Genomic DNA, 23,721 nt, shown 5'->3' with positions numbered 1-23,721 from the left:
GCAGACACATTGAAAAGGTTTGCGGAAATATAATGTTTTTAATGAGCTGGTCTTGTAATTGATCTTAAAACACAGTAAATGAATAGTATAATTGTGTAGGGATAGTAGCATTCTGGATTCTTATTAAGAAATTTTCCAAATAAGATGAATTTTTTTAAACGAATTTGAGATGTCTATTTATATCTTTGTTTGAAAATTCAAATTATTATAAAGTGGTTAGAGTGTTATTCATGTGTCTTTTGCATATTGCTCTAATCTGAATATTAAATTATTAAAGAAATGAATACAAATCCTTTATTAGAAGATTTTAATACTCTATATGAATCTGTTCCGTTTGAGAAAATTAAATTGGAACATTATATGCCAGCATTCGAGAAAAGTATAGAAGTAGCAAGAAAAGAAATTGATCAGATTACTGAAAATACCAGCGAACCTGATTTCGAAAATACAATCGAAGCACTTGAATATTCGGGTTATAGATTAGATCGTGTTGCTTCCGTATTTTTCAACCTGAATCATGCAAATACAACTGATGAAATGCAATCTTTGGCAAGAGAAGTATCTCCAATGTTAACGGAATTCTCCAATGACATTATCATGAATGAGAAACTATTTGCCAGAGTAAAAGTAGTGTATGCAAAAAAGGAAACTTTAAATCTGAATACTGAACAGGAAAAATTGCTGGATGATCGGTATAAAGCTTTTGTGCGTTCAGGAGCCAATCTGGAAAAAGAGGAAAAAGAAAAGATTCGGAAAATATCAAAAGAGCTTTCACAACTAACATTGCAGTTTGGAGAAAATGTATTGGCTGCAACGAATGCTTTTGAACTGCATTTGACTGAAAAAAGTGATATTGCAGGTCTTCCGGAAGGCATTTTAGAGGCTGCTGCTACACTAGCAAAGGAAAAAGATAAGAAGGGATGGCTGTTCACACTTCAATTCCCTAGCTATGTTCCGTTTATGCAGTATGCCGACAAGCGCGAATTGCGGGAGAAAATGTTTAAAGCTTACTCTTCGCGGTGTTTTAATGATGAATTTGATAACCAATCCATACTTAAACGTATCGTTGAACTACGTCTGGAAAAAGTCCGTTTATTTGGATATAATACCTATGCGGATTTTGTTTTAGAGGAAAGAATGGCAAAGTCATCAGAAAATGTTCTCAACTTTTTGAATGAGTTATTAGATGCTTCGATGCCAAAAGCAAAAGAAGAATTTAAAGAATTGCAGAACTATGCTAAAACATTAGGGGCTGATTTCGATTTACAAAGATGGGATTGGGCATATTATGCAGAAAAATTAAAAACTGAAAAGTTTGATATTAATGATGAAATTACCAGACCATATTTCGAATTACAAAAAGTGAAAAAAGGAGTTTTTAGTCTGGCTTCTAAACTTTATGGTATTCAATTTAAATCAAATCCAAATCTTTCAAAGTATCATGAGGAAGTCGAGACTTTTGAAGTGTTTGATTCTAACAATAAATTTCTAGCCTTGTTTTATGCTGATTTTCATCCTCGAAGTTCTAAGCAAGGTGGGGCCTGGATGACGTCTTATGTAGATCAGTATCGTGAAAACGGGATGGATCATCGCCCTCATATTTCCATTGTTTGTAATTTTACAAGACCAACAGAAAGTAAGCCTTCCTTGTTGACCTTTAACGAGGTTACCACATTTCTGCACGAATTTGGACATGCTCTGCATGGTATGCTGTCTCGATGTACTTATAGCAGTTTGTCAGGAACTAACGTATATAGAGATTTTGTTGAATTGCCATCTCAGTTTATGGAAAATTTTGCCTTTCAGAAGGAGTGGTTAGATGAAGTTGCTGAGCATTATAAAACAGGAGAGAAGATTCCTGCCGAATTGGTTCAGAAAATTATAGACAGCAGCAATTTCCTTAGCGGATATGGCTTTGTGCGCCAAATTAGTTTTGGTTTAAATGATATGTCTTGGCATAGTGTATCAGAGCCTGTTATGGATTCTGTTGAGTCCTTTGAGAGTAGCGCTATGAATGCCACAGAATTATTTAATAGAGTTGAAACTAGCTGTATGAGCACTGCATTCTCTCATATATTTGCCGGAGGTTACGCAGCCGGTTATTACGGCTACAAATGGGCTGAGGTTCTTGACGCTGACGCTTTTGAGGCCTTTAAAATAAATGGAATATATAATAAAGCAACTGCAGATGCATTTCGTATCAATATTCTTGAAAAAGGCGGTAGTGAACATCCTATGACTTTATATTTAAAGTTTAGAGGTAAAGAACCTTCTATTGATCCACTTTTGGTACGAAGCGGATTGAAATAAACTTGTTCATTACAAAAAATAAGAGCCGTTATTGTGAAAATAGCGGCTCTTTTTCTGTTTTTCATTTTCCTTACGGGATAGTAAGCCTGTTTTACGCAGTATCTTGCTCTTCATTCGTAAAATTATGTGGTGTTTAGCTAATATAAATATCTTCGTTGCAAGTACGAAGGTAATCTTTGTTGATTAACTATGGCTTGTGCTATAGTTTAGCACCTTTCTGTATTTGCTGTTGCATTTCTTATAAATAAGCAGTCTTTCTCAAAATAAAGTTACCTTTCCGAAAATATTAAAGTCTTTCCCGGAAAGGAGACAAAATAACTGGAAAGACTATGTGAAAAAAGGAAAGACAATAAAAATAACGAAAAGGTACTGAAAAATACAGCAAGGCTAAATTAAATACAGAAAGGAAAAAGTAAACAATCTATAAATAAGCAATTTTTGTGCAGGAATCAGGTAAAAGGGGTTATGAAGCAATATCGTCCTAAACGTTTCGGTTTATTTGTATTTTTTATTGCAAATAAGATGTTTGTGGCTAATACATACTATAAAGGGCTTGTTTTTAAGCAGCTCGAACAGTGGCATCTTCTTTAAATATCTTTCGTTTTACGAAAGCTTTAGTAAGACCGGGAAGTTGAGAACTTTGTTCGAAAATCCCCCGGCCGCACTTAAGCTTGAGGCAAATAAGAAAGGTATTTAAAAAGCAGCCTTGATCTTTTTTGCTTCTGTTTTTTGGATCAAGCCAAAAAATGAAGTCGGGTTTGGGCGAAGCGCCAATTTAATTAGGACAATATTGGTTATGAAGCTTTAAATTTTGTGCAGAATGGCTTTTTTCTTCGAATAATAACCAATTAAATATCCCGGAAGGCGATTTTTATCCTTCTTGAATACAAATTTACCTGCATCTCTTATTTCATCTACCAAGTGTTTAAGATAGGTATAGGTTTTATCGCGGAAGCCTTTGTTTTCTTTTCGCTGGTTGATGCTTCCGTGGTAATCTGCGGCCAATGAACCCAATTTACCCGATAGGTTTTTTGTCTTATTCAGTAAATCAAAATTAAATGATATTTTTTCGAGAAGATCTTTGTTGTGTTCCCCTATGGCATGCAAATCAGACAGATCCTGAACGATATGTGCGAGGGAATTGCTCTGTTTTGATTTTTTTAACAATGCTTGCAACTGAGAATCATTTCTAAAGGCAAAAGTGAAAGCATGATGAATCTCTCTTCTTACATGTTTTGCCTGCTCCAATTTGGACTTATACCGCTTCTCGATCTCCGATTGAGTCTCTTTGTAATGAATCCATTGGGTTTGCACCTTGCGGCAGATATCAATTCGGGTTCGCAGCTCACTAATGTGCTGTAATGTAATGCCGACTTTTGCGAGTTCATTTAAATCGTCGGTGCTCCAAAGTACCAGGTTTTCTGCTTCCTGCAGATAAATCCCAATGGGGATAGTAGGTTCGATAATTTTTTTGGTTTCAATTGCTTTAATGCCATTAAGAATGCCGGCAGGGATGTTTAGACTTGTTATATTCATAGTGTTTCCAGTTCTTTTTTTGAGCAGACTAAATATAACAGAATCTTTTAAGGAATAATATGTTTAAGATCATAAATGCCATAAAGCCACAAAAAAAATCGGTGGCTTTGTATGTGTTTTTTTTTGAAATTGATTTTTGAGTGGTCGCCGTCAATCGGGCGCGATGCGTGAGATAGTGTTGTGGACATTTCGATGAATATGGTTTTTTGAGCATAGAAGTAAGTAAAATGGTACGAATGGAAAATCTGCAAATTGAAGATGTTGTTGACAACATAGACTCCCTAATATAAGATTACTCGTTTGTTTTTGGCTACAGCCAGATATGTAATTAATAGCATCTTTGCTAAAATTCTTTACATAGGTGAATGATAAAGCAAAGAATGTTTTTCGATATAGATTGGTAAAAACCAGTAAAACAAATGGGGATTCTGTTTTCATAAGTGAATAATTGACGTCTTTTACGGATGATTTTAGAAAAGATGTTTAAAAAAACATCCCGGATTAATGTTTATGCCTGAAAATCGGGAGGTTAGGTGTTATTAAAAATTTATAAAAAATATTGTTATTCGAAGGAGTGATTCTATTTTTGTCGGCGAATTTTAAACACTTAAACTAACGGAATTAAAATGGCATTTGTAACCAGAGAAAAATTGTTCTCAAAAGAGTTCTTTACAACCTATTCTTACCTAATTGGAGGTTGTTTTATTTTTGCCTTAGGGGCAGTATTATTTGCAGAACCTTATCGTTTTGCTCCAGGTGGAACATATGGATTAGGTATTGTTTTTCACCACCTGTTTGGTTGGGAAACGGAATATTCGGCATTGTCTATGGATATTCCCTTGTTGTTCATCGGAATTTATTTTTTGGGACCTAGATTTGGAATTAAAACGGTAATTTGCACGTTCGCTATTCCTGCCTTCATGAGATTATTGCACTATTGTCATGGTTATGCTCCATTGGTTGAAAACGATGCATTGCTTTCTTCTGTATTTGGTGGTATTGTATATGGTGTAGGGATTGGTATGATTTTTAAATCAAGAGCAACATCCGGAGGATCCGATATCATTGCTATGATTTTAAATAAATACACTAAAATATCTCTAGGGCAATTGGTGATTATTGTGGATAGCATAATCACCTTAACAACTGTTGCTGCTTTTGATGATTGGAAACTTCCCATGTATTCATGGATTATTATTTTTATCGAAGGAAAAGTAATTGACATGGTAGTGGAAGGTCCAAATCTTAATAAAACGATGTATATAATATCCGATAAATGTGACGAAATACGTGAGAAAATCATTTCAGATATCAAACGTGGCGGAACTATTTTTTCAGGTATTGGAATGTATCAGGGAAAAGAGAAAAATATGATTTACACTGTTGTCACCAGAAGGGAAATGGCGATTTTGAAAAACTTTATTGCTAAAATAGACACCAAAGCATTTGTTAATGTTGTGGATAGTAATGAAATTCTCGGGGAAGGTTTTAAATCCTTAAATGACTAGTTTTTAATTCCTTTTTTTAGGTAAATCCTTCCAAATATTCGGAGGGATTTTTTTACTTTTGTATTAGTAAGAGATTCAGTAATTAATTTCTTTTGCAAATTCGATTTTATTGTTTGCAACAAACCAATGAGATAACGTATAAATTCATTGGTTTTGTAGTGGATTGAGCAAATAATATAATTCTGAAAAATATCTGTAAAAAGTTGTAATATAATTTGATTTTTTAGAAAATTATTACGTATTTTGCGACCTGTTTGAAAAGCGTTTAAGGAAAAAAATAATCTGGACTATGTCAAGAGTTTGTCAAATTACTGGAAAGAGCGTAATGGTGGGGAATAATGTTTCTCACTCTAAAAGAAGAACTAAGAGAAGATTTTATCCAAATCTTTTCGATAAGAAGTTCTATCTTCCTGAGGAAGATCGCTGGATTGAGTTGAGAATTTCAGCTGCCGGAGTTCGCCTAATTAATAAATTAGGATTGAAAGGTGCACTAACTAAAGCTCAAGAAAAAGGATTTATTAAAAATTATTAAAAAGGCATAGAAAATGGCTAAAAAAGGTAATAGAGTGCAAGTAATTCTTGAGTGTACCGAGCATAAAGAAAGTGGTATGCCTGGAACTTCAAGATACATCACTACTAAGAATAAGAAGAATACTCCAGATCGTATGGAGTTGAAGAAGTACAATCCTATTTTGAAGAAAGTAACCGTTCATAGAGAAATAAAATAATTGAGATATGGCTAAGAAAGTAGTAGCATCCCTACAAAAAGGTGAAGGCCGTGGTTACGCTAAAGTAATCAAAATGGTGAAATCATCTAAAAACGGTTCATACTCTTTTAAAGAAGAGATCGTTCCGAACGAAAATGTTAAAGATTTCTTTGCTAAGAAGTAAGGATATTTATACTGAATTTTAAAGCTTCTCAATATATTGAGAAGCTTTTTTTATAGCTTAAATTAAAGCTTGTATTATTTAGATCTAAATCAATTATTGTTAATTGTTTGGCTAACCATTTTTTTGTACTTTAGCAGGCTAAAATAAATTTAAAGATGGGATTATTTGGAAGTTTTTCGAAGTCGAAAAAAGAAAATCTTAATAAAGGACTTGCCAAAACAAAGGAGAGTGTTTTTAAGAAACTTACTCGTGTTGTTGTTGGTAAATCTGCCGTGGATGATGATGTGCTGGATGAGTTGGAAGAGGTGTTGATTTCTTCTGATGTGGGGGTGGATACTACAATTAAAATTATTGAGCGAATAGAAAAAAGAGTTGCTGAGGATAAATTCTTAGGAGCATCAGAATTAAACCGCATATTAAAAGAGGAAATAGCTGGCCTTCTCGAGGAAAACCATAAAGGAGATTACGAAGCATTTGAATTGCCAAAATCAGATAATCCTTATGTGATAATGGTTGTTGGCGTAAATGGGGTTGGCAAAACAACAACTATAGGTAAGTTGGCTCATCAATTTAAAAATGCAGGAAAAAAAGTAATGTTAGGTGCAGCTGATACATTTCGTGCAGCTGCAGTAGATCAATTAATTATTTGGTCGGAGCGAGTTGGAGTTCCTGTGGTGAATCAGGGAATGGGTACTGATCCAGCTTCTGTTGCATTTGAAACCTTGACTCAGGCTAAGAAAAGTGGGATGGATGTTGTTATTATCGATACCGCTGGTAGATTGCATAATAAGATAAACCTGATGAATGAATTGAGTAAAATTAAAAGAGTGATGGATCGTGTTATCCCTGGTGCTCCAAATGAAATATTGCTCATTTTGGATGGATCAACCGGACAGAATGCATTTGAGCAAGCAAAACAATTTACATTGGCTACAGAGGTTAATGCATTAGCAATAACAAAATTAGATGGAACTGCGAAAGGTGGCGTTGTCATTGGAGTGTCAGATCAGTTTAAAGTTCCCGTAAAATATATTGGTATTGGTGAAGGAATGGAAGATTTACAAGTTTTTAATAGAAATGAATTTGTAGATTCTCTTTTTAATTAGATAAATAAGAAAATGAAAGAATAAGGCTACCTGATTTGGTGGCCTTTTCTTATGATTGCCAAAATTGTATCAAATAGGAGAAAGATCTTTTTTCTCCTACTTTTGCAAAACTTAATCAGATAAAGGAGAAGGCTAAATGAGTCAAACGAAAATTAATATTATAAGTTTAGGATGTTCCAAAAACCTTGTGGATACAGAGGTATTGATGAAACAATTAAGTGTAAATCAATTCCAGGTAACCTGCGAGGAGGAGAATAGCGATGCCAAAACTATCATTATCAATACTTGTGGATTTATAGGAGATGCAAAAGAAGAATCGATAGATACTATTCTGCAATATGTAGAAGCCAAAAAAGCTGGAAAGATTGATCAGCTTTTTGTAATGGGTTGTCTTTCGGAAAGATATAGGGATCAATTACAGAATGAAATTCCAGAGGTGGATAAGTATTTCGGGAAATTTGATTGGAAAGCCATTATTACGGAATTGCATAAGGATTATCAACCTGATTATAAAAATTTGAGAATGGTGACAACGCCAAAACATTTTGCATATCTGAAAATTTCAGAAGGATGCAATAGGCAATGTTCTTATTGTGCAATTCCTATCATTACAGGAAAGCATATATCTCGTTCGATGGAAGATATTTTGGAAGAGGCACGTAACCTTGTTCGTGATGGTGTGAAGGAACTGTTAGTTATTGCGCAAGATCTTTCCTATTATGGATATGATTTATATAATGAATCCAAACTTGCAGAACTGATTGAGAAACTATCTGAAATTGATGGTCTGGAATGGATAAAACTTCATTACGCTTATCCTACACAGTTTCCATATGGGATATTAAAACTGATGCGAGAGAATCCAAAAGTGTGTCGTTACCTTGATATCGCACTTCAGCATTCCAGTAATAATATGCTAAAATTGATGCGAAGAGGAATAGATCGTGATAAAACAATAGCATTAATTCGGAAGATTAGGGAAGAAGTTCCGGGAATTACACTTCGAACTACTATGTTGGTTGGTCATCCTGGAGAAACAGAGGAAGATATATCTGATCTCAAGCAATTTATTCAGGAAATGAAATTTGAACGATTAGGAGTATTCCCTTATTCGAATGAAGAAGATACTTATGCTGCAAATAATTATCAAGATGATATTTCTTTAGAAGAAAAGGAGAGAAGGAAAGAAGACATTATGCTCATTCAACAAGATATTAGTTTGGAGGTAAATCGAAAAAAATTAGGCCAGGAATTAAAGGTTCTAATTGATCGAAAGGAGGGAGATTATTTTTATGGAAGAACCGAATTTGATTCCTACGAGGTGGATCCGGAAGTCCTGATCTTAGCAGAAAATTGTGATTTAAAAATTGGGGAGTTTTATCAAGTGAAGATAACTGATTTTGAAGATTACGATTTATTTGGGACTGTAATTTAGTTCAGATCTTTTTGTGAAGCTTGTTAAGCATTTAAAGGAATAGAAAATGTTATTGTATCGCTCTATGTCAAAAGGATGAGCAATAGAGAAATCGAACGGCAAATTTGGGAAGTTTATAAGTTTTGAACTCTCCACAAGCACTATATCCCTTATTACTGATAAAGTAATAAGGGATATTGTTGCCTGACAAAATCGATTATTAGAACTAGTGTATCTGATTGTTTGGATGGATGGCATTGTTTTTAAGGTGAGGGAGAACTCGAGGTAATCAATAAAACTATTTACATTGCTATTTCGTAGGGATGGACTCAAGTAAGTCTTGGGATTATGGTTGGGTGAAAATGAATCCTCAGCTTACTGGATGAGTATCCTAACAGATATGAAAGCTTGTGGGGTTGAAGATCTGCTGATTACGGCCACAGATAGATAATCTCAGTGGATTTATCGATACCATACGCAACGTATTCCCACAAGCCACCACTCAAATCTGTATGGTTCATCAAATCCGAAATACCTGTAGATATGTGGTGTGGAAGGATAAAAAGGAGTTTCCTCTGGAGATCCGAAAAATCATTTACACAACCAATTTAATAGAAAATCTGAATGGGAAAATCAGAAAGTACACCAAGAATAATTTGTCCTTTCCTTCTAACGAAGCGGTAATGAAATCAGCCTATTAGGCTATAAGAGAAGCGACCACAAAATGGACTAGACCGATCTAAAACTGGGGGATATTACTCAATCAGTTTTTAACTATATTTGAAGATAGGGTCAGACTTCGATAAAGTCTAACCCTGAAAATATCATTTGCACACTTGGCGGGATAGTGTCAATTCTTTATTTATTGCTTTCACTAGGGATGGCCCTTCATAAATAAAACCGGTGTAAATTTGAATTAAAGATGCTCCTGCCTCCAGTTTTTCAAGTGCATCCTCCTTACTTAGAATACCACCAACCCCAATAATTGGAATTTTTCCTTTAGATTTTTCATGGATATAGCGAATCACTTCCGTTGATCTATTTCGCAATGGTTGACCACTTAATCCTCCCGCACCAATTCTCTTTATTTTACTTTTGGGATAGGACAATCCTTCCCTTGATATAGTAGTATTGGTTGCAACAATTCCATCAATTTCAGTCTGTTTCACAATTTCGATAATATCATCCAATTGTGCATCGCTTACATCAGGAGCAATTTTTAATAAAACAGGTTTTGTTTTTCCCTTACTTCGATTAAGATGCATCAATTCGTTTAATAGCTGCTTTAATGGTTCTTTGTCCTGCAATTTTCGCAAATTAGGAGTGTTGGGAGAACTTACATTTACAACAAAATAATCTACATGTGGATATAAAGCTTCAAAACATTCAAGATAATCGTTTTTGGCATTCTCATTAGAGGTAAGCTTATTTTTACCAATATTACCACCGATTAGAATACTTGTCTTTTTTTTACGCAGTCGTTGAATCACAGCATCCAGTCCATCATTATTGAATCCCATTCTGTTGATGAGTGCTTTGTCATTCACAATTCGAAAAAGACGAGGATGAGGATTTCCAGGTTGAGCTTTTGGGGTAACCGTTCCTATTTCAACGAAACCAAAACCCATACAACCTAAAATATCAAATGCTTCCGCATTTTTGTCTAATCCAGCGGCCAATCCAACGGGATTAGGAAATTTTAAGCCAAAAAGTTTTCTTTCCAAGCGGATGTCCTTTACCTGAAACTGAAAAGAAATGAGGTTTCTAGACAGAGAGAATTTTTGTAAAAATTTAAAACAGCGAAAAGTAAACTTATGAATGGTTTCCGGTGAAAATTGAATCAAGACCGGACGAATAAACAGGTGGTAAAAACTCATCTTTATCAAATTTCATACAAAGATAAAAGGAATATTGAATGATAAAGACAAGTAGGTCCTTTTTTATTGGTAAGGCACAAAAAAACGTGTAATAAAATAATTACACGTTTTATCTATCTTAAAGCCTTCCGGTTAAAGCAAGAATCCCATTGATGAAAGTTAAAGGATGGATCGGATTTCCCGGCACAAACAGATCAATAGAATGCGCCGATAGAAAACGTCTGTCTATAGCCGGACTATCGGCAAAAATACCACCACTGATAGCATCTGTTCCAGCAAGAATAATCAGTTTTGGATCAGGAATAGCATCGTAACATATCTGTAATGGTCTTGTCATATTTTTAGTGATAGGGCCAGTAATTACAATTCCATCCGCATGACGGGGAGAAGCAACAAATTCAATTCCAAATCGGCTCATGTCGAACTGCACATTATTTACAGCATTTAGTTCCATCTCGCAGCTATTATCACCACCCGCCGATACTTGTCGAAGTTTCAGCGATTTACCAAATACGCGATGAATTTCTTTACGGATTTCATCAGGATTAATTAGTAAAGGATTTTCATCTCCTTCCCTGATGATTAAATTTCCCCTTGCCGTAGCTGAGAGTTTATAATCTTTAGTGAATTTGATTTTATTGGGAAATTGCATGGCGCATTCCCCGCAGAACGTACATTTTCCCATATCAATACCTACAGGATTTATGCGAATAGCATGGGTAGGACAGAGATCCTCCAAAGCAGCCAAATCCACATCTTCAGAAGATATTACAGGTCTTCCTCTGAAGATACCAGGAACTTGAGCTGTAGTAATATCTGGAATAAATTGCTTTCCTTGATGCCAAAGTATTTTTAAATTATTGCTCATTGTATTTCTCCTTGAATAGTCAATTGAATAATGATACGTTTATCCCTTACAGATCGTGTCCGCAATAGGAAAGGTTAAAACTCTTATTGCAAATAGGGAAGTCGGAAATTTCGTTTTTCCTTACGACTTGCGCCAGCGCCATCCAGTTATGGTGGGATGGATCTTTAATCTTATAGGCAAGAAGCTCTCCTTTGTCATCCGTAATAGCACAATGGCATATTTCGCCTCGCCATCCTTCTGTTAGGGAGATGGCAAACGAATTTGCAGGACTTACAAATTGATGATCTTCGGGCTGCTTCGATGCAGGAACCTTATTCAGCAATTGCCTAAGGTAGGCAATAGATTGCTTGATTTCATCCACTCTCAGTTCGGCTCTTGCATGAACATCACCAGTTTGCTTGATAATAGGTTGGTGATCCATTTTCTGATATAAATTGTAAGGATGTGAGGAGCGTATATCTCTATTAAGTCCACTTGTTCGAGCAACCATACCAACAGTTCCGATGATATATGCTTCTTTTGGGCTAATCTCACCAATATTTTCCATACGATTTAGAGCACTTGGCAAATTGAATAGTTTTGCCGAGATTTCATCAAAATCAATCTCATAAACTTTTAATATCTCTAAAAGTCTTGTTGCTAATTCCGGGGTAAAAGGATAATTTATTTTACCGGCACGAATCAAACCTTTGGCTAAACGATTTCCTCCCCATTCCTGAAAAAAATTAACGATAGGAGTTCGCAATCGTCCAAAAACAGCATTTCCCAGTTGATAAGCTATATCTGCACAAATAGCCGATAAATCTCCGGTATGAATCGCAATTCTTTCTAATTCGGAAGCAATAGTTCGGGCGAATTCCAAAGATTCATCGGGGACATAATTACACAAGCCCTCCCAAAGATTTACAAAAGCCGTTGAATGACCGATGCAAGTATCTCCTGCAATATTTTCGGCTAAGGTGGAACGTTCCAAAATTTTCTTCTTTTGCACAAATAATTCCTCAATTCCTCTGTGTTGCCAACCCAATTGAATTTCCAGATGCAAAACATTTTCTCCATTACAGATGAATCGGAAATGTCCGGGTTCAATGATCCCTGCATGAATAGGACCAACACCTACCTCGTGCAATTCCTCACTTTTAATGGAATAGAAAGGATAATCGTTGATCGCTGTTTTATTTTTACGATTGTGAGCGAATCGTACTGGTTTTAACCATGGATGAGCTGTGAAAGCTATACCAAAATTTTCGTGAATTTCTCTTTCGAATAAATGCAAAGCAGGAATATCGGCAGTTAGACTTTGTAAGGCTACTGTTGCAGATAAATCCATCTCATGGGCTAGCAAATGAATAATAGCTTTACTATCCGAGGCGACGCAAGCAATAAATTGTAATCGATTATTACATTGGTATGCGAAATAATTGACACAATGATTTTCTCCATTTTTAAGTAAGTCGATCATCAAAACTCTAAATTCCGAATAATCGTATGTGGGAATCCGATCTAATGGAACGGATTGGTTATTTCTGATTTTATAAGTAGTTTCTGAGCTTGTCATTTTCAATTACTTTAATAGTACAATAGATGAATTAATTAATTCAGAAATAAAATGAGGAGGATGAATTCCAATGAAAATAGTTAAGGCAAACAATATCAAAACAGGAATGAAAGCATATCTATTTGATGTGTTTGTAGTCTCTTTATAAGTTTTTGGTTGCGCACCGTAAAGCAAATGCATAATCTTCTTTGCAATAATATAGATGATAACAGTTAATAGCAGAAGCGAAAGAATTGCTATGAAAATATTATTACTGAGAAATAAACCTTTAAAAATAGTAAGTTCTGTAAAAAATAATCCGGAAGGCGGAATCGCTGTAATCAAGATCAAACCTAAAAGCACTACGAGAGCATCAATAGGGCGGATTCTAAAATAATTCCCCGAATCTTTAAACCACACAGAATGATAGGTTTGCTTGATTCCTGTGATCTGATAAAAGAGACCTGCTTTAATAAAGGAGTGAAAAACAAGATGCAGAATAGCTGCATAGTATGCGATACCACCGGTGTATAGTCCCAATAGAACCAGGCTAACATGCTCCATAGATGAAAAAGCATACAAGCGAGTATAGCGCTTCACTTTAAAAAGTTGAATTGCTGAGAATATCAAAGAAGATATTGCTGCAATTAAGATTACATTTCGAACCCATAGAAAAGAATCGGTATGCGAAAAGACAACAAAAAATCGAAAAACAGCAATAAATCCAACATTGATTAATGCAGTTGACATTAAAGCATTAACAGGGCCAGGAGCTACTGTCTTCGCATCAATGGATGCAGGAAATAAAGGAACACTACTCAATTTCACACTAAAACCAGTAAGTATAAACAGAAAAGAGATTTTTACCCATAAAGGATTAAGCTGCTTGGTATGTTGAATCAGCTCATCAAAATTCAGAGCCATTACTCCATTCTTAATATCCACCACGCTAATAAATAAGATTCCGATAAAGGCAATTGCAATTCCTATTGATCCGATGAATAGATATTTCCAGGAAGCTTCAATGGCAATTTTCGACCGATCAAAATAAACCAATCCTGCTACAAATAGAGTGGTTGTTTCTACAAATACCCATAAAATAGCCATATTCTGTGCGAAGTTAGCAGCAGTCATTGCAACAATAAAAAGAGTAAGCAGACTGTAATAGTAACTTTCATTTTTAATAGAGCTATCCTTATAATCCAGATAAAATCGACTATAATAAAAGGATGCTATACTCAAAACACTAAGAACCATGGTAAATAATATACCCAAGGCATCAAACTTAAAAAAGGCAGAATCAGTTTGATCAATGTGTTGATATGCAAAAAGAGTAATTGCAATTTGTCCTAAAAGAAATACGATGATTAAGGAATTACTGAGTTTTTTCTTTTTGAAAAAGAGAATACTCAAACTTATTAAAAGCGAAAATATAAAATAGTACAATAACATACTCTAATCTTTAAGTTGTGAGAGTTGGGCTATATCGATACTTTGAAATCGGTCTTTTACTTTATTTACAAAGATTCCGATGATCAATACACCAATTAAAATATCAAGCAGGATGGCCAGTCCGATAAGTAAAGGCATTTGGCTACCAACACCTACTGAAAAGAGGAATATCCCATTTTCAATAATCAGATATCCGATCAAATGGCTAAATATATTCTTGTGTATGGTGATAAAATAAATGCCAAAAATAATGGAAGCGAAACCAATTGAAAATATTCGGGAATTAATATTTGGGAGCTGTAAAAAGCTACTTAATAAAAAGCTTCCGAGTATAAAAAAACTTGTGAAAATGATGGAATAAAAAACCGGTACATTAACCTCATGAACTCTTTTTAATTGGTTTTGTATCATCAATTTTCTTAAAAATACCGGTATAATGATAGATTTAACTACAATTGTTTCCAATAGGATAAGTACCAGTTCCAAGGTATCAATATGTAATAGATTGATTAACGCTATTCCAAATAGTAATATGCCTTGAAAGCTGATTAAGAAAATAAACTTCTTTACCCTTTCGAAAAGTGCAAATAAAACCAATGTTGCGGCCAAAATGAGAATGAAAAAATAATCCATATCCTATTAATTTAGAATTAGTTTTGATGTGATAATCAGAGTTGTGATAAAAACAATTATCGCCAAAGCAGATAACATGATAATCCATTGTGGGTTTTTGGCTAATTTATTTCTGGCTCTGAATGATTCAACTACGCCTATAAGAACTGCAAAAAGGATATTTATCCCCACAAATTCAAGGCTTTTTATAAGTGTGGATTCCTGACCATTGATTAGAAAGTTAGCAATCAATGTTCCGTAAATCACAAATTTTAGCCATCCTGCGATATGTATTAGTGCAAGATCAAAAGCACTATTGTCTAAAACCATCACCTCATGAACCATTGTTAGCTCCAAGTGAGTTTTAGGATCATCAACTGGCATTCTACTGTTTTCTATCATTGTAATAAATAGGAAAACATATACAGAAACCGGAATCACTAAGTAAGCAAGATCGGTATTGAAATGAAGTGCTGAAAATAAACCTGCAAAGGAGATATAATTAGAAAGCAATGCGAGAGAGCCCATTAATAGGAAATAAGCTGGTTCAACCAATAAAGAATAAAAAGCTTCCCGATTGGCACCCATGCCTTCAAAGCTGCTACCCGTATCCATTGCGCCAATAATCATGAAGAATTTACCAAAAGCCAATAAATAGGCAAAAAAGACGAAATCGCCTTCGAAAGAAAAAACTCCAGTGTCTCCGAAGAAAGGAATGAATAATAGAGCTATTACCACTGATGCAAAATACACCAGAGGAGCTAACTGAAAAATAAAACTAGTTGTAGTACTGTAGATGGTGGTCTTTCTGAAAAGACGCAAAATATCAAACAGTGGTTGTAAGATAAAAGGAGGTTTACGTCCGGATACTTTTGCTTTTGTAATAGCAATAATACCAGGAAATAAAACACTAAGTATCAGTGTCAGGATTATTCCGATTACGGTCATCATATTACATTAAATACGGTTAGTAAAAAGATTAAAAATATAAACAGAAGCGCATACAACAAGTAATGTTGTAGTTTCCCAGTTTGAAAAATCGCGGCTTTCTCTAAATACACCAGTAGTTTATTGGTAGGTGTTTTAATAAGATTATCCTCGAATACATCAGATGAATGCGAGGCAAATTCTTTTTCAGAAGGAAATATTTCTGCTTCTTCAAATTCAACCTTATGGGCATGAATATTCATTGCGAGATTCGAAAATTCTTTCAGATTATCAGCATAAGAACTTGCCGTATATTGAGTAATTGCAGGATCTGCACCTTCGTAAGCACATCCCCATGTTGGTCCGGTCTGAATATTATTTTTATTTTGTTGCCACTTGCGGAGCAGCCATAATCCAATAATCAATCCCACAAATAGAATATAAACAACTGCAATCTTATTGAATAAAGGATTTATCGAGATCGGAATTGCCAAATCACCGGTAAATAACTTCACCACTTCATTTAATGGTTGAATAAAAAGCGTTGGCACAAATCCAATTGCTACGATCAACAACGCGATAAATAGTTTAGGAAAGAGCATACTATTACTGACTTCCTCGGCATGCTTTGCTTTTTCAGATCGGGGAGTACCCAGGAAAATGATGCTGAATACTTTTGTGAAACAAAAAACCGCCAAACCGCCAATCAGTACCAGACTTAAAAATCCGGCAAGAATCAAAATGTCAGCTTGCAAATCACCAAGCAATAATCCTTTAAACATTCCGAAATAAATCAGAAATTCCGAAATAAATCCATTGAAAGGAGGCAAGCCCGAAATTGCTAATGATCCTAAAAGAAATAATATTGCTGTCTTCGGCATTTTCTTTATCAATCCACCTAACTCCTCAATATTACGGGTATGAGTTTGTTGGTAGACATTACCAGCCGCATAGAAAAGAAGCGACTTAAATAAGGAGTGATTTAAGATATGTAATAAACCGCCGGCAAATCCAAAGACCGCTAAAACAGGAATGTGAAGTGCTAATCCGATAGTTCCTATACCAATTCCTATACCGATAATACCTATGTTTTCAATACTATGATAGGCTAATAATCGTTTAATATCATGTTGAGCAATAGCTATTGTAACTCCTAAAATTCCGGAACTCAGGGAAATGAATAAAATAAAAACACCAATAGGTAGAAGATCGGTATGTATGTATGTTAAAACCCGAAGAATACCGTAGATTCCGATTTTTATCATCACGCCACTCATTACACCCGATACATGAGAAGGAGCTGCCGGGTGAGCATGAGGTAACCAGGTGTGCAAAGGAATAAATCCTGCTTTAATACCAAATCCGATAAAGAAAAGAAGGAATAAAGGAAAAGGAGCATGGTTAGAAAAATAAGCTGCCAGTCCATCAAAACCAAGACCTGTATTTGAACTTGCTGAAGCATATAAAAAAGCCACCAATAAAAAAGCAAAACCAACATGCATTTGTATTAGGTAATTAATTCCTGCTTTGATGGTTTCTTTATTTTCCGATTCAAATATCACCAAAAAGAAGGAAGCTAATGACATTAATTCCCAGGTCATTAAAAAACCATATCCATCGTGAATGGAACATACTAGTATCATGGAAATATGTAACCAGAGAAAACTAAAGTAATGCAAGCCAAATTCCACTTGGTTTTTTCGTTCTCTATATGCTTTTAAATATCCTTTAGCGTACAACATGCCGGTAAGCATGGTGAAATTCACAATAAGAATGAAAAAAGAGGCCAAATAGTCGATTCTGAGATTTACGGGATGTCCATAAATACTAAGGAAAGAGAAAGTCTGTTCCGAAGTATCAGAAAGCCAGGTGTTAACAGCCCAATAACTAGTTAGTGCGATAAGCACAATTTGAATACCAAACGCCAGAGCATGTTGATGCTTTTTACCAACAAAGAATAGTGCTAAACTAAACAGCAGCAAAAATTTAAGTAGGAGAATATCCATTTCAGTAAGAATTATGAAATAATAACTATAAGGTAAGAAGATTAATAGCAAATAGAATTAAACCATAGCAGGAGGAGCATGGTCGGTGTGCTTTAGGCTAAAGCCTATTTTGAATATGTGAGTGCTATATCTCATTTTGAAGCTGCAAAGATAGAAAAAATAGTATACGGGAACTGTTAAAGCCTAAAAAATATATATGTTTTCTGAAAAACTCTAATTGTGTGGTGTTTAGAAGGTATGGCACGTACTTTAATTTCATTAATTAATCAAGTCGATAAAGAAAATCCTTACAATTAAAAGAGAATTTTCCCGTTTTAGATTTCATAAAGCTTTGAGTAACTCCCTGGTCTCATGGTATAGGAAAATAAGCAGAGCAAATTTATGCCTGAAGTGAATCGTGAATTTTAAATCCTATTTTTTGAACACACTATTCATTACAGATAAGAATTAGCTTTTTGCTTTCAATTGTTTTGTTAATTTTGTTATGCTCTTCGGAAGAGAGATTACACCCTATTTATTTCTATCCGAAAAAATTATTAAGGTATTTTAATTATTGTATCCATCGTGTATTAATAGGGTGTGTTTTGCCGATTTAATACATTTATTTTAGAGACAAACTACTATGAAAAAGTTAAAGGAGATAAAATTGAATGACTTTCAATTGAATGTTCTTTTAAATGAACAAGAAAAAGAAGAATATAAGTTTTTGCTGCAAGATAACGTTTATTGTCCCCATTGTAAGGAGGTATGTGAGGATGGGATAGAGGTGACTGAAAATATATTGAACTGGCTGAATGATATTCTGGTAAAGGGGAAATGCAGGAAATGCGGAAAGGAAGTAAATCGTTTCATTGAATTGGGCGAAGACAAGGAGTTTTTTGACCGAGCCAATGCTTTTCGACGATCTATAGGCAACCTAAAAGATTAAATTTGGTTTAATTGCTAAATCATAAAAAAAGAGAATCCCGAAAGATTCTCTTTTTTATTTTGAATGCCTTGAATTTTATGCACAAAAATATTTTGCTTTGAATTTAAAGGCCACATTCACCAAAGCAATCATCACCGGAACTTCTACCAAAGGCCCGATTACTGCTGCAAAAGCTTCTCCGGAGTTCATTCCAAAAATAGCGATAGCAACCGCAATAGCCAGTTCAAAGTTATTACTAGCAGCTGTAAACGATAGGGTGGTAGATTGCTCGTAATTCGCTCCAATCTTCTTACTCATAAAGAAGGAAAGTACAAACATGATAACAAAGTACACCAACAACGGAATAGCAATTAGGACTACATCCATCGGGATTTTGATGATATATTCTCCTTTTAGAGAAAACATCACGATAATGGTGAAAAGTAATGCAATAAGCGTAAGCGGACTGATTTTAGGAATAAATTTCCGATGATACCATTCCTTGCTCTTTACTCGAATCAAAATAAATCGGGTAAGGAAACCTGCAATAAAAGGAATTCCCAAATAAATGAATACACTTTCAGCTATTGCACTAATGGTAATATTTTCCACTGCATTATTGGTAGGAACACCAAACCAGCCAGGTAGTATTGCAATAAATACATAGGCATAAATAGAAAAGAAAATAACCTGAAAAATAGAGTTGAAAGCGACCAAACCAGCTGCATACTGCGTATCTCCCTTCGCCAAATCATTCCATACAATTACCATGGCAATACAACGAGCCAAACCAATCATGATGATACCATACATATATGGTAGGTTGGCATTATTCTCGCCGGGGAATAATTTAAAAAATACAATTGCTAAAGTGAACATCAATACTGGTCCGATCACCCAATTTTGCACTAAGGATAAAGAAAGTACTTTGTAATTTCTGAACACGTCACCCAATTCTTCATATTTCACCTTTGCTAAAGGAGGATACATCATCAGAATTAAGCCTATTGCAATGGGCAGATTGGTAGTGCTCTCGGGAGAGGATTTTAAGCCTTCCCAAAAGTCAGCGATTGCAGGGAAAAAATATCCTGATAATACACCTATCGCCATAGCGAAAAAAATCCATATGGTGAGATAACGATCCAGAAACTTTAAGCGTTTTTTTGATGGCATAATCTTTTATTTTTTAATGTTATCCTGATAGAATTTATAAAATGCATCTTTGATTTGGTTGCGAACGCGAATAAATTCACTCCAAATGAAATCTTCGCTACCTTCAGCATGCGAAGGATCGTCAAATCCGATATGAATGCGGTTCTTAACTTTACCCATAAATGCAGGACAAGCTTCGTTGGCACCACCACAAACGGTAATTACGTAATCCCATTCCTGATCGAGATATAAATCGACAGAATCGGAGGTGTGCTTACTAATATCGATACCAATTTCATTCATCGCTTTTACTGCATTGGCATTTAATTTACCCGAAGCTTCGGTGCCAGCTGAGCGAACTGTAAGATTTTTATCAAAAGATTGTAAAAAGCCGTGTGCCATTTGGCTACGACAGCTATTACCGGTACATAAGACTAAAATTTTCATTACTAATATTTAATGGTTTGTTTAATAATTTAATCGCAGCAATAATCTTTTACATCCAGTTCCTCGATAAATAGCTGCAATACTTTTTTTAGTTCAGTTACTCCTTTAGGATCTAAACAATATTTTGTTTTCACCCCTTCTATATGCCCGGTAATCAAACCTATTTTTTTCAATTCCTTGATATGTTGATTAACGGTTGTTCTTCCAAGTGGCAATTCATCTGAAATATCACCGGTAATGCACGATTTTGATTTTGCTAAAAATTGCAAGATTTGTACACGTGCTGGATGTGCCAACGCCTTAAAATATCTAGCAGTTACACTTAGTTCCTCTTTAAATAATTCTGATTTTGCTTGTGCCATTGTTGTTTTATTTGACGCAAATATACGTCAAATATTTTTAATGACGTATATTTACGTCATTAAAAATGTAATTTCTTTCTAAATAACCGGAAAGCTTCTGTTCTAGAAGGCTCTGGCTTCCTACTAAAATTATAGGAATTCCTATCGTAAAAGAAAAAGACTACAAATTGTTCAAATTTTATTCTCAATATTCGATTGAAGTAGAATGAATCGACAGAATAGATTTAGCTTTTAACTAGAAAGGTAAAATTGGAATGCAGGAAATAAGTGATGAAGTTGATTTAACAGTGGAAAAACTCGAGGAGGTATGGCTCGAAATATATTTTTGTAGATAAAAGAAGCCGAGACATAAATATACCTACTGGATCTGGTTGAGCTGTAAGATATGAGAATTCTAAAAGACCCGACAGATTTTTGAAATCTGTCAGGTTTGCAATTATCTATTATGGGATTTGTCAGATTCTCTTCATAAAACCTCCCTGAATCCTCATTGTAAGAAGGATTTTTAATATCCACAGACTGGGAATAACCACATATTACTTCCAAATGGCATTGTTTCAGTACGTTCTTTATGTTTTAATTTTGAAGGGGATTGAATTTTTACTTCCCGATACAGAAATTCTTGAAGATATTACCCAAGATCTCATCAGTGCTGATGTCACCGGTAATCTCACCCAGAAAGTGCAGGCATTCGCGAATATCCTGGGCCAGAAAATCGGTGGGAATTTGATTTCCGATACCATCCTGAACCCGGGAAATGCTTCCCAAGGCATTTTTAAGCGCCTCGAAGTGGCGAATATTGGTAACGATTACATCCTGTTCATTGACTTTATCCAACTCTACCGATCGAAGCAATTCATTAATTAGCGATTCGATATTGTGCTTTTGTTTGGCAGATATAAATAACAGTTTATCTGCAGGATTTAAACCTTTAATTTCGTTAGCAATTTGTTGCGGATTGGCTATCAAATCAATTTTATTCACGCAAACAACCAGATGTTGTGCTTTGCGATCAATGGTTTTATTCACATTGGTGATAGATTCATTTATGCTAAGGATATCGCGATCTGTATCTACTAATAGAAGCACAACCTTTGCCTGCTTCATCTTGCTGTAGGTGCGTTCAATACCCATACTTTCTATTCTATCCTGCGTAGTTCTGATACCCGCTGTATCGATAAACCTAAAGGTAATGCCACCCAGATTAATAGTATCCTCTATAACATCCCGGGTAGTGCCTGCTATGTCCGAAACAATGGCACGATCCTCGTTCAAAAGAGCATTTAAGAGGGTAGACTTACCAACATTGGTATTTCCTACAATAGCCACAGGAACGCCATTTTTGATAACATTACCCAGTTCAAAGGAATCTACAAGTTTTTGAATTAGATTTCTGATTTCAATCACCAGTTTGGTTAATTGAGATCGATCGACAAATTCTACGTCTTCCTCTCCAAAATCAAGCTCTAATTCTACCAGAGAAATAAAATTTAATAACCTCTCGCGCAAAGCAGCAAGCTCGTTAGAGAAACCACCTCGCATTTGCTGAAGCGCTACTCGGTGAGCCGCAGCGGAACTGGATGCAATCAAATCAGCAACTGCTTCGGCCTGCGACAAGTCCATTTTGCCATTTAAAAAGGCACGTTGCGTATATTCACCGGGTCTGGCCATGCGTGCACCATTCTTTAATAAAACCTGCAATATACGTTGCTGAATAAAAGGAGCGCCGTGGCAGGCAATCTCAACACTATCCTCACCGGTATAGGAATGGGGAGCTTTGAAGATGCTGAGCAATACTTCATCAATAATAGTATCTTCCTCCTGAATAGTGCCAAAATGAACTGTATTCGCTTTTTGTTCCTTTAAATCCTTGGCTTTGCTGGAATGAAAAATTTTATTCGAGATATCCAGAGCATTAGCGCCAGATAGACGCACAATTGCAATTGCTCCATTACCGGGAGCCGTAGAGATTGCACATATAGTAGATTGATCGATCATGAATTTTAATTATAAATATGCTGCAAAGATATAAGATTTCGGGGGGATGATGGAAATAAATGACAGAAACTAGTAGTAGATATTGGTAAGTTATAGAAAATTGCTAGAAGAGATATGGTAAAGATTCACTACGCTGTCAGGGTTCCCATATGAATTGCAATTTAACTACATTTGCAGCAAAATAAAATAGGATAACAGGGAGTGTTTATGAAGAATTTGACTGGTCGATGGACTTTTAATGAGGATTTTGGATTTGGAACAGATGAAGGATTTGGAGAATTTAAGCAGGAAGAAGACAAATTAACAGGAGTAATGGTATATACAGAGAGAATTGAAGGGGAGACTCCCTTTCGTGTTCAGCAAGAAATAGAAGGAAGCTTCGATGGAGCTAATTTTATCATTAACGGAACTTCTGTAGCATTGTTAGATGTGGAGAAGGAATTCGATTACTATTTAGACACCTGGGAAGGAGTCTTAAATTCTCAAAATCAGATTGTAGGACATAGCTACGATAATCACGAATGTTTTGGCGTTTTTGTATTGAATAAAATCGAAGCATAAAATCTGAAAATTAATTTGAAAAAAATATTCAGTTGACATCTTATAAATCAGGCGATTATTTCTGTATTGCCTATGAATAGGCAGTTCTCCGTTATTTTTTTTCAAAAAAAGCTTTGTAGTGTAAAGAAAAATTGCCCATCTTTGCATCGCAATCAGAAATAAACGCGGATGTGGCGTAATTGGTAGCCGCGCTAGACTTAGGATCTAGTGCCTTAGGGCGTGGGGGTTCGAGTCCCTTCATCCGCACAAA

General features: G+C 35.2%; 21 protein-coding genes, 1 tRNA gene and 1 pseudogene. 11 read left to right on the top strand and 12 right to left on the bottom strand.

The window, feature by feature from the left end; all coding sequences use genetic code 11:
- Positions 1–279: 279 nt before the first annotated feature.
- Positions 280–2,310 (top strand): M3 family metallopeptidase, encoded by a 2,031-nt coding sequence (locus DLK05_RS00345; protein ID WP_127341980.1) that lies wholly within the window; start codon positions 280–282, stop codon positions 2,308–2,310.
- Between the two features lie 804 nt (positions 2,311–3,114).
- On the opposite strand, the gene DLK05_RS00340 is transcribed toward DLK05_RS00345, so the two are convergent.
- Complete coding sequence (locus DLK05_RS00340; protein WP_127341979.1) at positions 3,115–3,846, bottom strand: hypothetical protein; 732 nt, start codon at positions 3,844–3,846, stop codon at positions 3,115–3,117.
- A 626-nt stretch (positions 3,847–4,472) separates the two neighbouring features.
- Between DLK05_RS00340 and DLK05_RS00335 the strand changes: the two genes are divergently transcribed.
- From DLK05_RS00335 to DLK05_RS18515, 7 genes and pseudogenes are all read left to right on the top strand, one after another.
- The gene (locus tag DLK05_RS00335; protein ID WP_127341978.1) at positions 4,473–5,354 is read left to right on the top strand and encodes a YitT family protein; all 882 of its coding nucleotides are present in this window, start codon (positions 4,473–4,475) and stop codon (positions 5,352–5,354) included.
- A 289-nt stretch (positions 5,355–5,643) separates the two neighbouring features.
- On the top strand, positions 5,644–5,886 hold the full coding sequence (gene rpmB, locus DLK05_RS00330; RefSeq protein WP_127341977.1) for a 50S ribosomal protein L28: 243 nt from the start codon (positions 5,644–5,646) through the stop codon (positions 5,884–5,886).
- A gap of 13 nt (positions 5,887–5,899) precedes the next feature.
- Positions 5,900–6,082 carry a 50S ribosomal protein L33 gene (gene rpmG, locus DLK05_RS00325; protein ID WP_127341976.1) on the top strand — a complete coding sequence of 61 codons (183 nt, stop codon included), beginning with the start codon at positions 5,900–5,902 and terminating at the stop codon, positions 6,080–6,082.
- Between the two features lie 7 nt (positions 6,083–6,089).
- Positions 6,090–6,245 carry a DUF4295 domain-containing protein gene (locus DLK05_RS00320; protein WP_127341975.1) on the top strand — a complete coding sequence of 52 codons (156 nt, stop codon included), beginning with the start codon at positions 6,090–6,092 and terminating at the stop codon, positions 6,243–6,245.
- 155 nt (positions 6,246–6,400) lie between these two features.
- The gene (ftsY, locus tag DLK05_RS00315) at positions 6,401–7,351 is read left to right on the top strand and encodes a signal recognition particle-docking protein FtsY (protein ID WP_127341974.1); all 951 of its coding nucleotides are present in this window, start codon (positions 6,401–6,403) and stop codon (positions 7,349–7,351) included.
- Positions 7,352–7,487: 136 nt separating this feature from the next.
- Positions 7,488–8,786, top strand: coding sequence for a 30S ribosomal protein S12 methylthiotransferase RimO (rimO, locus tag DLK05_RS00310; protein WP_127341973.1), 1,299 nt, complete (start codon positions 7,488–7,490; stop codon positions 8,784–8,786).
- A gap of 33 nt (positions 8,787–8,819) precedes the next feature.
- A pseudogene (locus tag DLK05_RS18515) lies at positions 8,820–9,508 on the top strand (IS256 family transposase); the annotation flags it as partial.
- 81 nt (positions 9,509–9,589) lie between these two features.
- Here the strand turns inward: DLK05_RS18515 and DLK05_RS00300 are convergent.
- From DLK05_RS00300 to DLK05_RS00270, 7 genes are all read right to left on the bottom strand, one after another.
- The gene (locus tag DLK05_RS00300; protein WP_127341972.1) at positions 9,590–10,642 is read right to left on the bottom strand and encodes a quinone-dependent dihydroorotate dehydrogenase; all 1,053 of its coding nucleotides are present in this window, start codon (positions 10,640–10,642) and stop codon (positions 9,590–9,592) included.
- Positions 10,643–10,760: 118 nt separating this feature from the next.
- Entirely contained in the window at positions 10,761–11,510 is a 750-nt protein-coding gene (locus DLK05_RS00295) for an NADH-quinone oxidoreductase subunit B family protein (protein WP_127341971.1), read from the bottom strand.
- A 46-nt stretch (positions 11,511–11,556) separates the two neighbouring features.
- The gene (locus DLK05_RS00290; RefSeq protein WP_127341970.1) at positions 11,557–13,068 is read right to left on the bottom strand and encodes a hydrogenase large subunit; all 1,512 of its coding nucleotides are present in this window, start codon (positions 13,066–13,068) and stop codon (positions 11,557–11,559) included.
- Positions 13,069–13,074: 6 nt separating this feature from the next.
- The gene (locus tag DLK05_RS00285) at positions 13,075–14,499 is read right to left on the bottom strand and encodes a proton-conducting transporter transmembrane domain-containing protein (RefSeq protein ID WP_127341969.1); all 1,425 of its coding nucleotides are present in this window, start codon (positions 14,497–14,499) and stop codon (positions 13,075–13,077) included.
- A gap of 3 nt (positions 14,500–14,502) precedes the next feature.
- A complete protein-coding gene (locus tag DLK05_RS00280) occupies positions 14,503–15,132 on the bottom strand; it encodes a hypothetical protein (RefSeq protein ID WP_127341968.1) in 630 nt (209 codons plus the stop codon).
- A gap of 6 nt (positions 15,133–15,138) precedes the next feature.
- Positions 15,139–16,059, bottom strand: a complete 921-nt coding sequence (locus DLK05_RS00275) for a respiratory chain complex I subunit 1 family protein (RefSeq protein ID WP_209319624.1) — start codon at positions 16,057–16,059, stop codon at positions 15,139–15,141.
- Entirely contained in the window at positions 16,059–18,044 is a 1,986-nt protein-coding gene (locus DLK05_RS00270; protein ID WP_127341966.1) for a proton-conducting transporter transmembrane domain-containing protein, read from the bottom strand. The genes DLK05_RS00275 and DLK05_RS00270 overlap by 1 nt, the downstream gene beginning before the upstream one ends.
- Before the next feature lie 622 nt (positions 18,045–18,666).
- Here DLK05_RS00270 and DLK05_RS00265 point away from each other — a divergent pair.
- Positions 18,667–18,972 carry a hypothetical protein gene (locus DLK05_RS00265; protein WP_127341965.1) on the top strand — a complete coding sequence of 102 codons (306 nt, stop codon included), beginning with the start codon at positions 18,667–18,669 and terminating at the stop codon, positions 18,970–18,972.
- A 75-nt stretch (positions 18,973–19,047) separates the two neighbouring features.
- Here the strand turns inward: DLK05_RS00265 and arsB are convergent, their stop codons facing one another.
- The 4 genes from arsB to mnmE form a co-directional block, all read right to left on the bottom strand.
- Positions 19,048–20,124, bottom strand: a complete 1,077-nt coding sequence (gene arsB, locus DLK05_RS00260) for an ACR3 family arsenite efflux transporter (protein WP_148114095.1) — start codon at positions 20,122–20,124, stop codon at positions 19,048–19,050.
- 6 nt (positions 20,125–20,130) lie between these two features.
- Positions 20,131–20,550: an arsenate reductase ArsC gene (locus DLK05_RS00255; RefSeq protein ID WP_127341963.1), complete on the bottom strand. Its 420-nt coding sequence runs from the start codon at positions 20,548–20,550 to the stop codon at positions 20,131–20,133.
- A 29-nt stretch (positions 20,551–20,579) separates the two neighbouring features.
- On the bottom strand, positions 20,580–20,912 hold the full coding sequence (locus DLK05_RS00250; protein WP_127341962.1) for an ArsR/SmtB family transcription factor: 333 nt from the start codon (positions 20,910–20,912) through the stop codon (positions 20,580–20,582).
- A gap of 600 nt (positions 20,913–21,512) precedes the next feature.
- The gene (mnmE, locus tag DLK05_RS00245; RefSeq protein ID WP_127341961.1) at positions 21,513–22,910 is read right to left on the bottom strand and encodes a tRNA uridine-5-carboxymethylaminomethyl(34) synthesis GTPase MnmE; all 1,398 of its coding nucleotides are present in this window, start codon (positions 22,908–22,910) and stop codon (positions 21,513–21,515) included.
- Positions 22,911–23,117: 207 nt separating this feature from the next.
- Between mnmE and DLK05_RS00240 the strand changes: the two genes are divergently transcribed.
- Both DLK05_RS00240 and DLK05_RS00235 read left to right on the top strand, forming a co-directional pair.
- Entirely contained in the window at positions 23,118–23,471 is a 354-nt protein-coding gene (locus DLK05_RS00240; RefSeq protein WP_127341960.1) for a hypothetical protein, read from the top strand.
- Between the two features lie 164 nt (positions 23,472–23,635).
- A tRNA-Leu gene (locus DLK05_RS00235) sits at positions 23,636–23,717 on the top strand.
- Positions 23,718–23,721 lie beyond the last annotated feature (4 nt).

It is taken from the genome of Ancylomarina longa (assembly GCF_003996985.1).
Taxonomy (GTDB): domain Bacteria; phylum Bacteroidota; class Bacteroidia; order Bacteroidales; family Marinifilaceae; genus Ancylomarina_A; species Ancylomarina_A longa.
The sequence above is the reverse complement of the archived record's forward strand: the minus strand, read 5'-3'. Positions and strand labels throughout refer to the sequence as shown.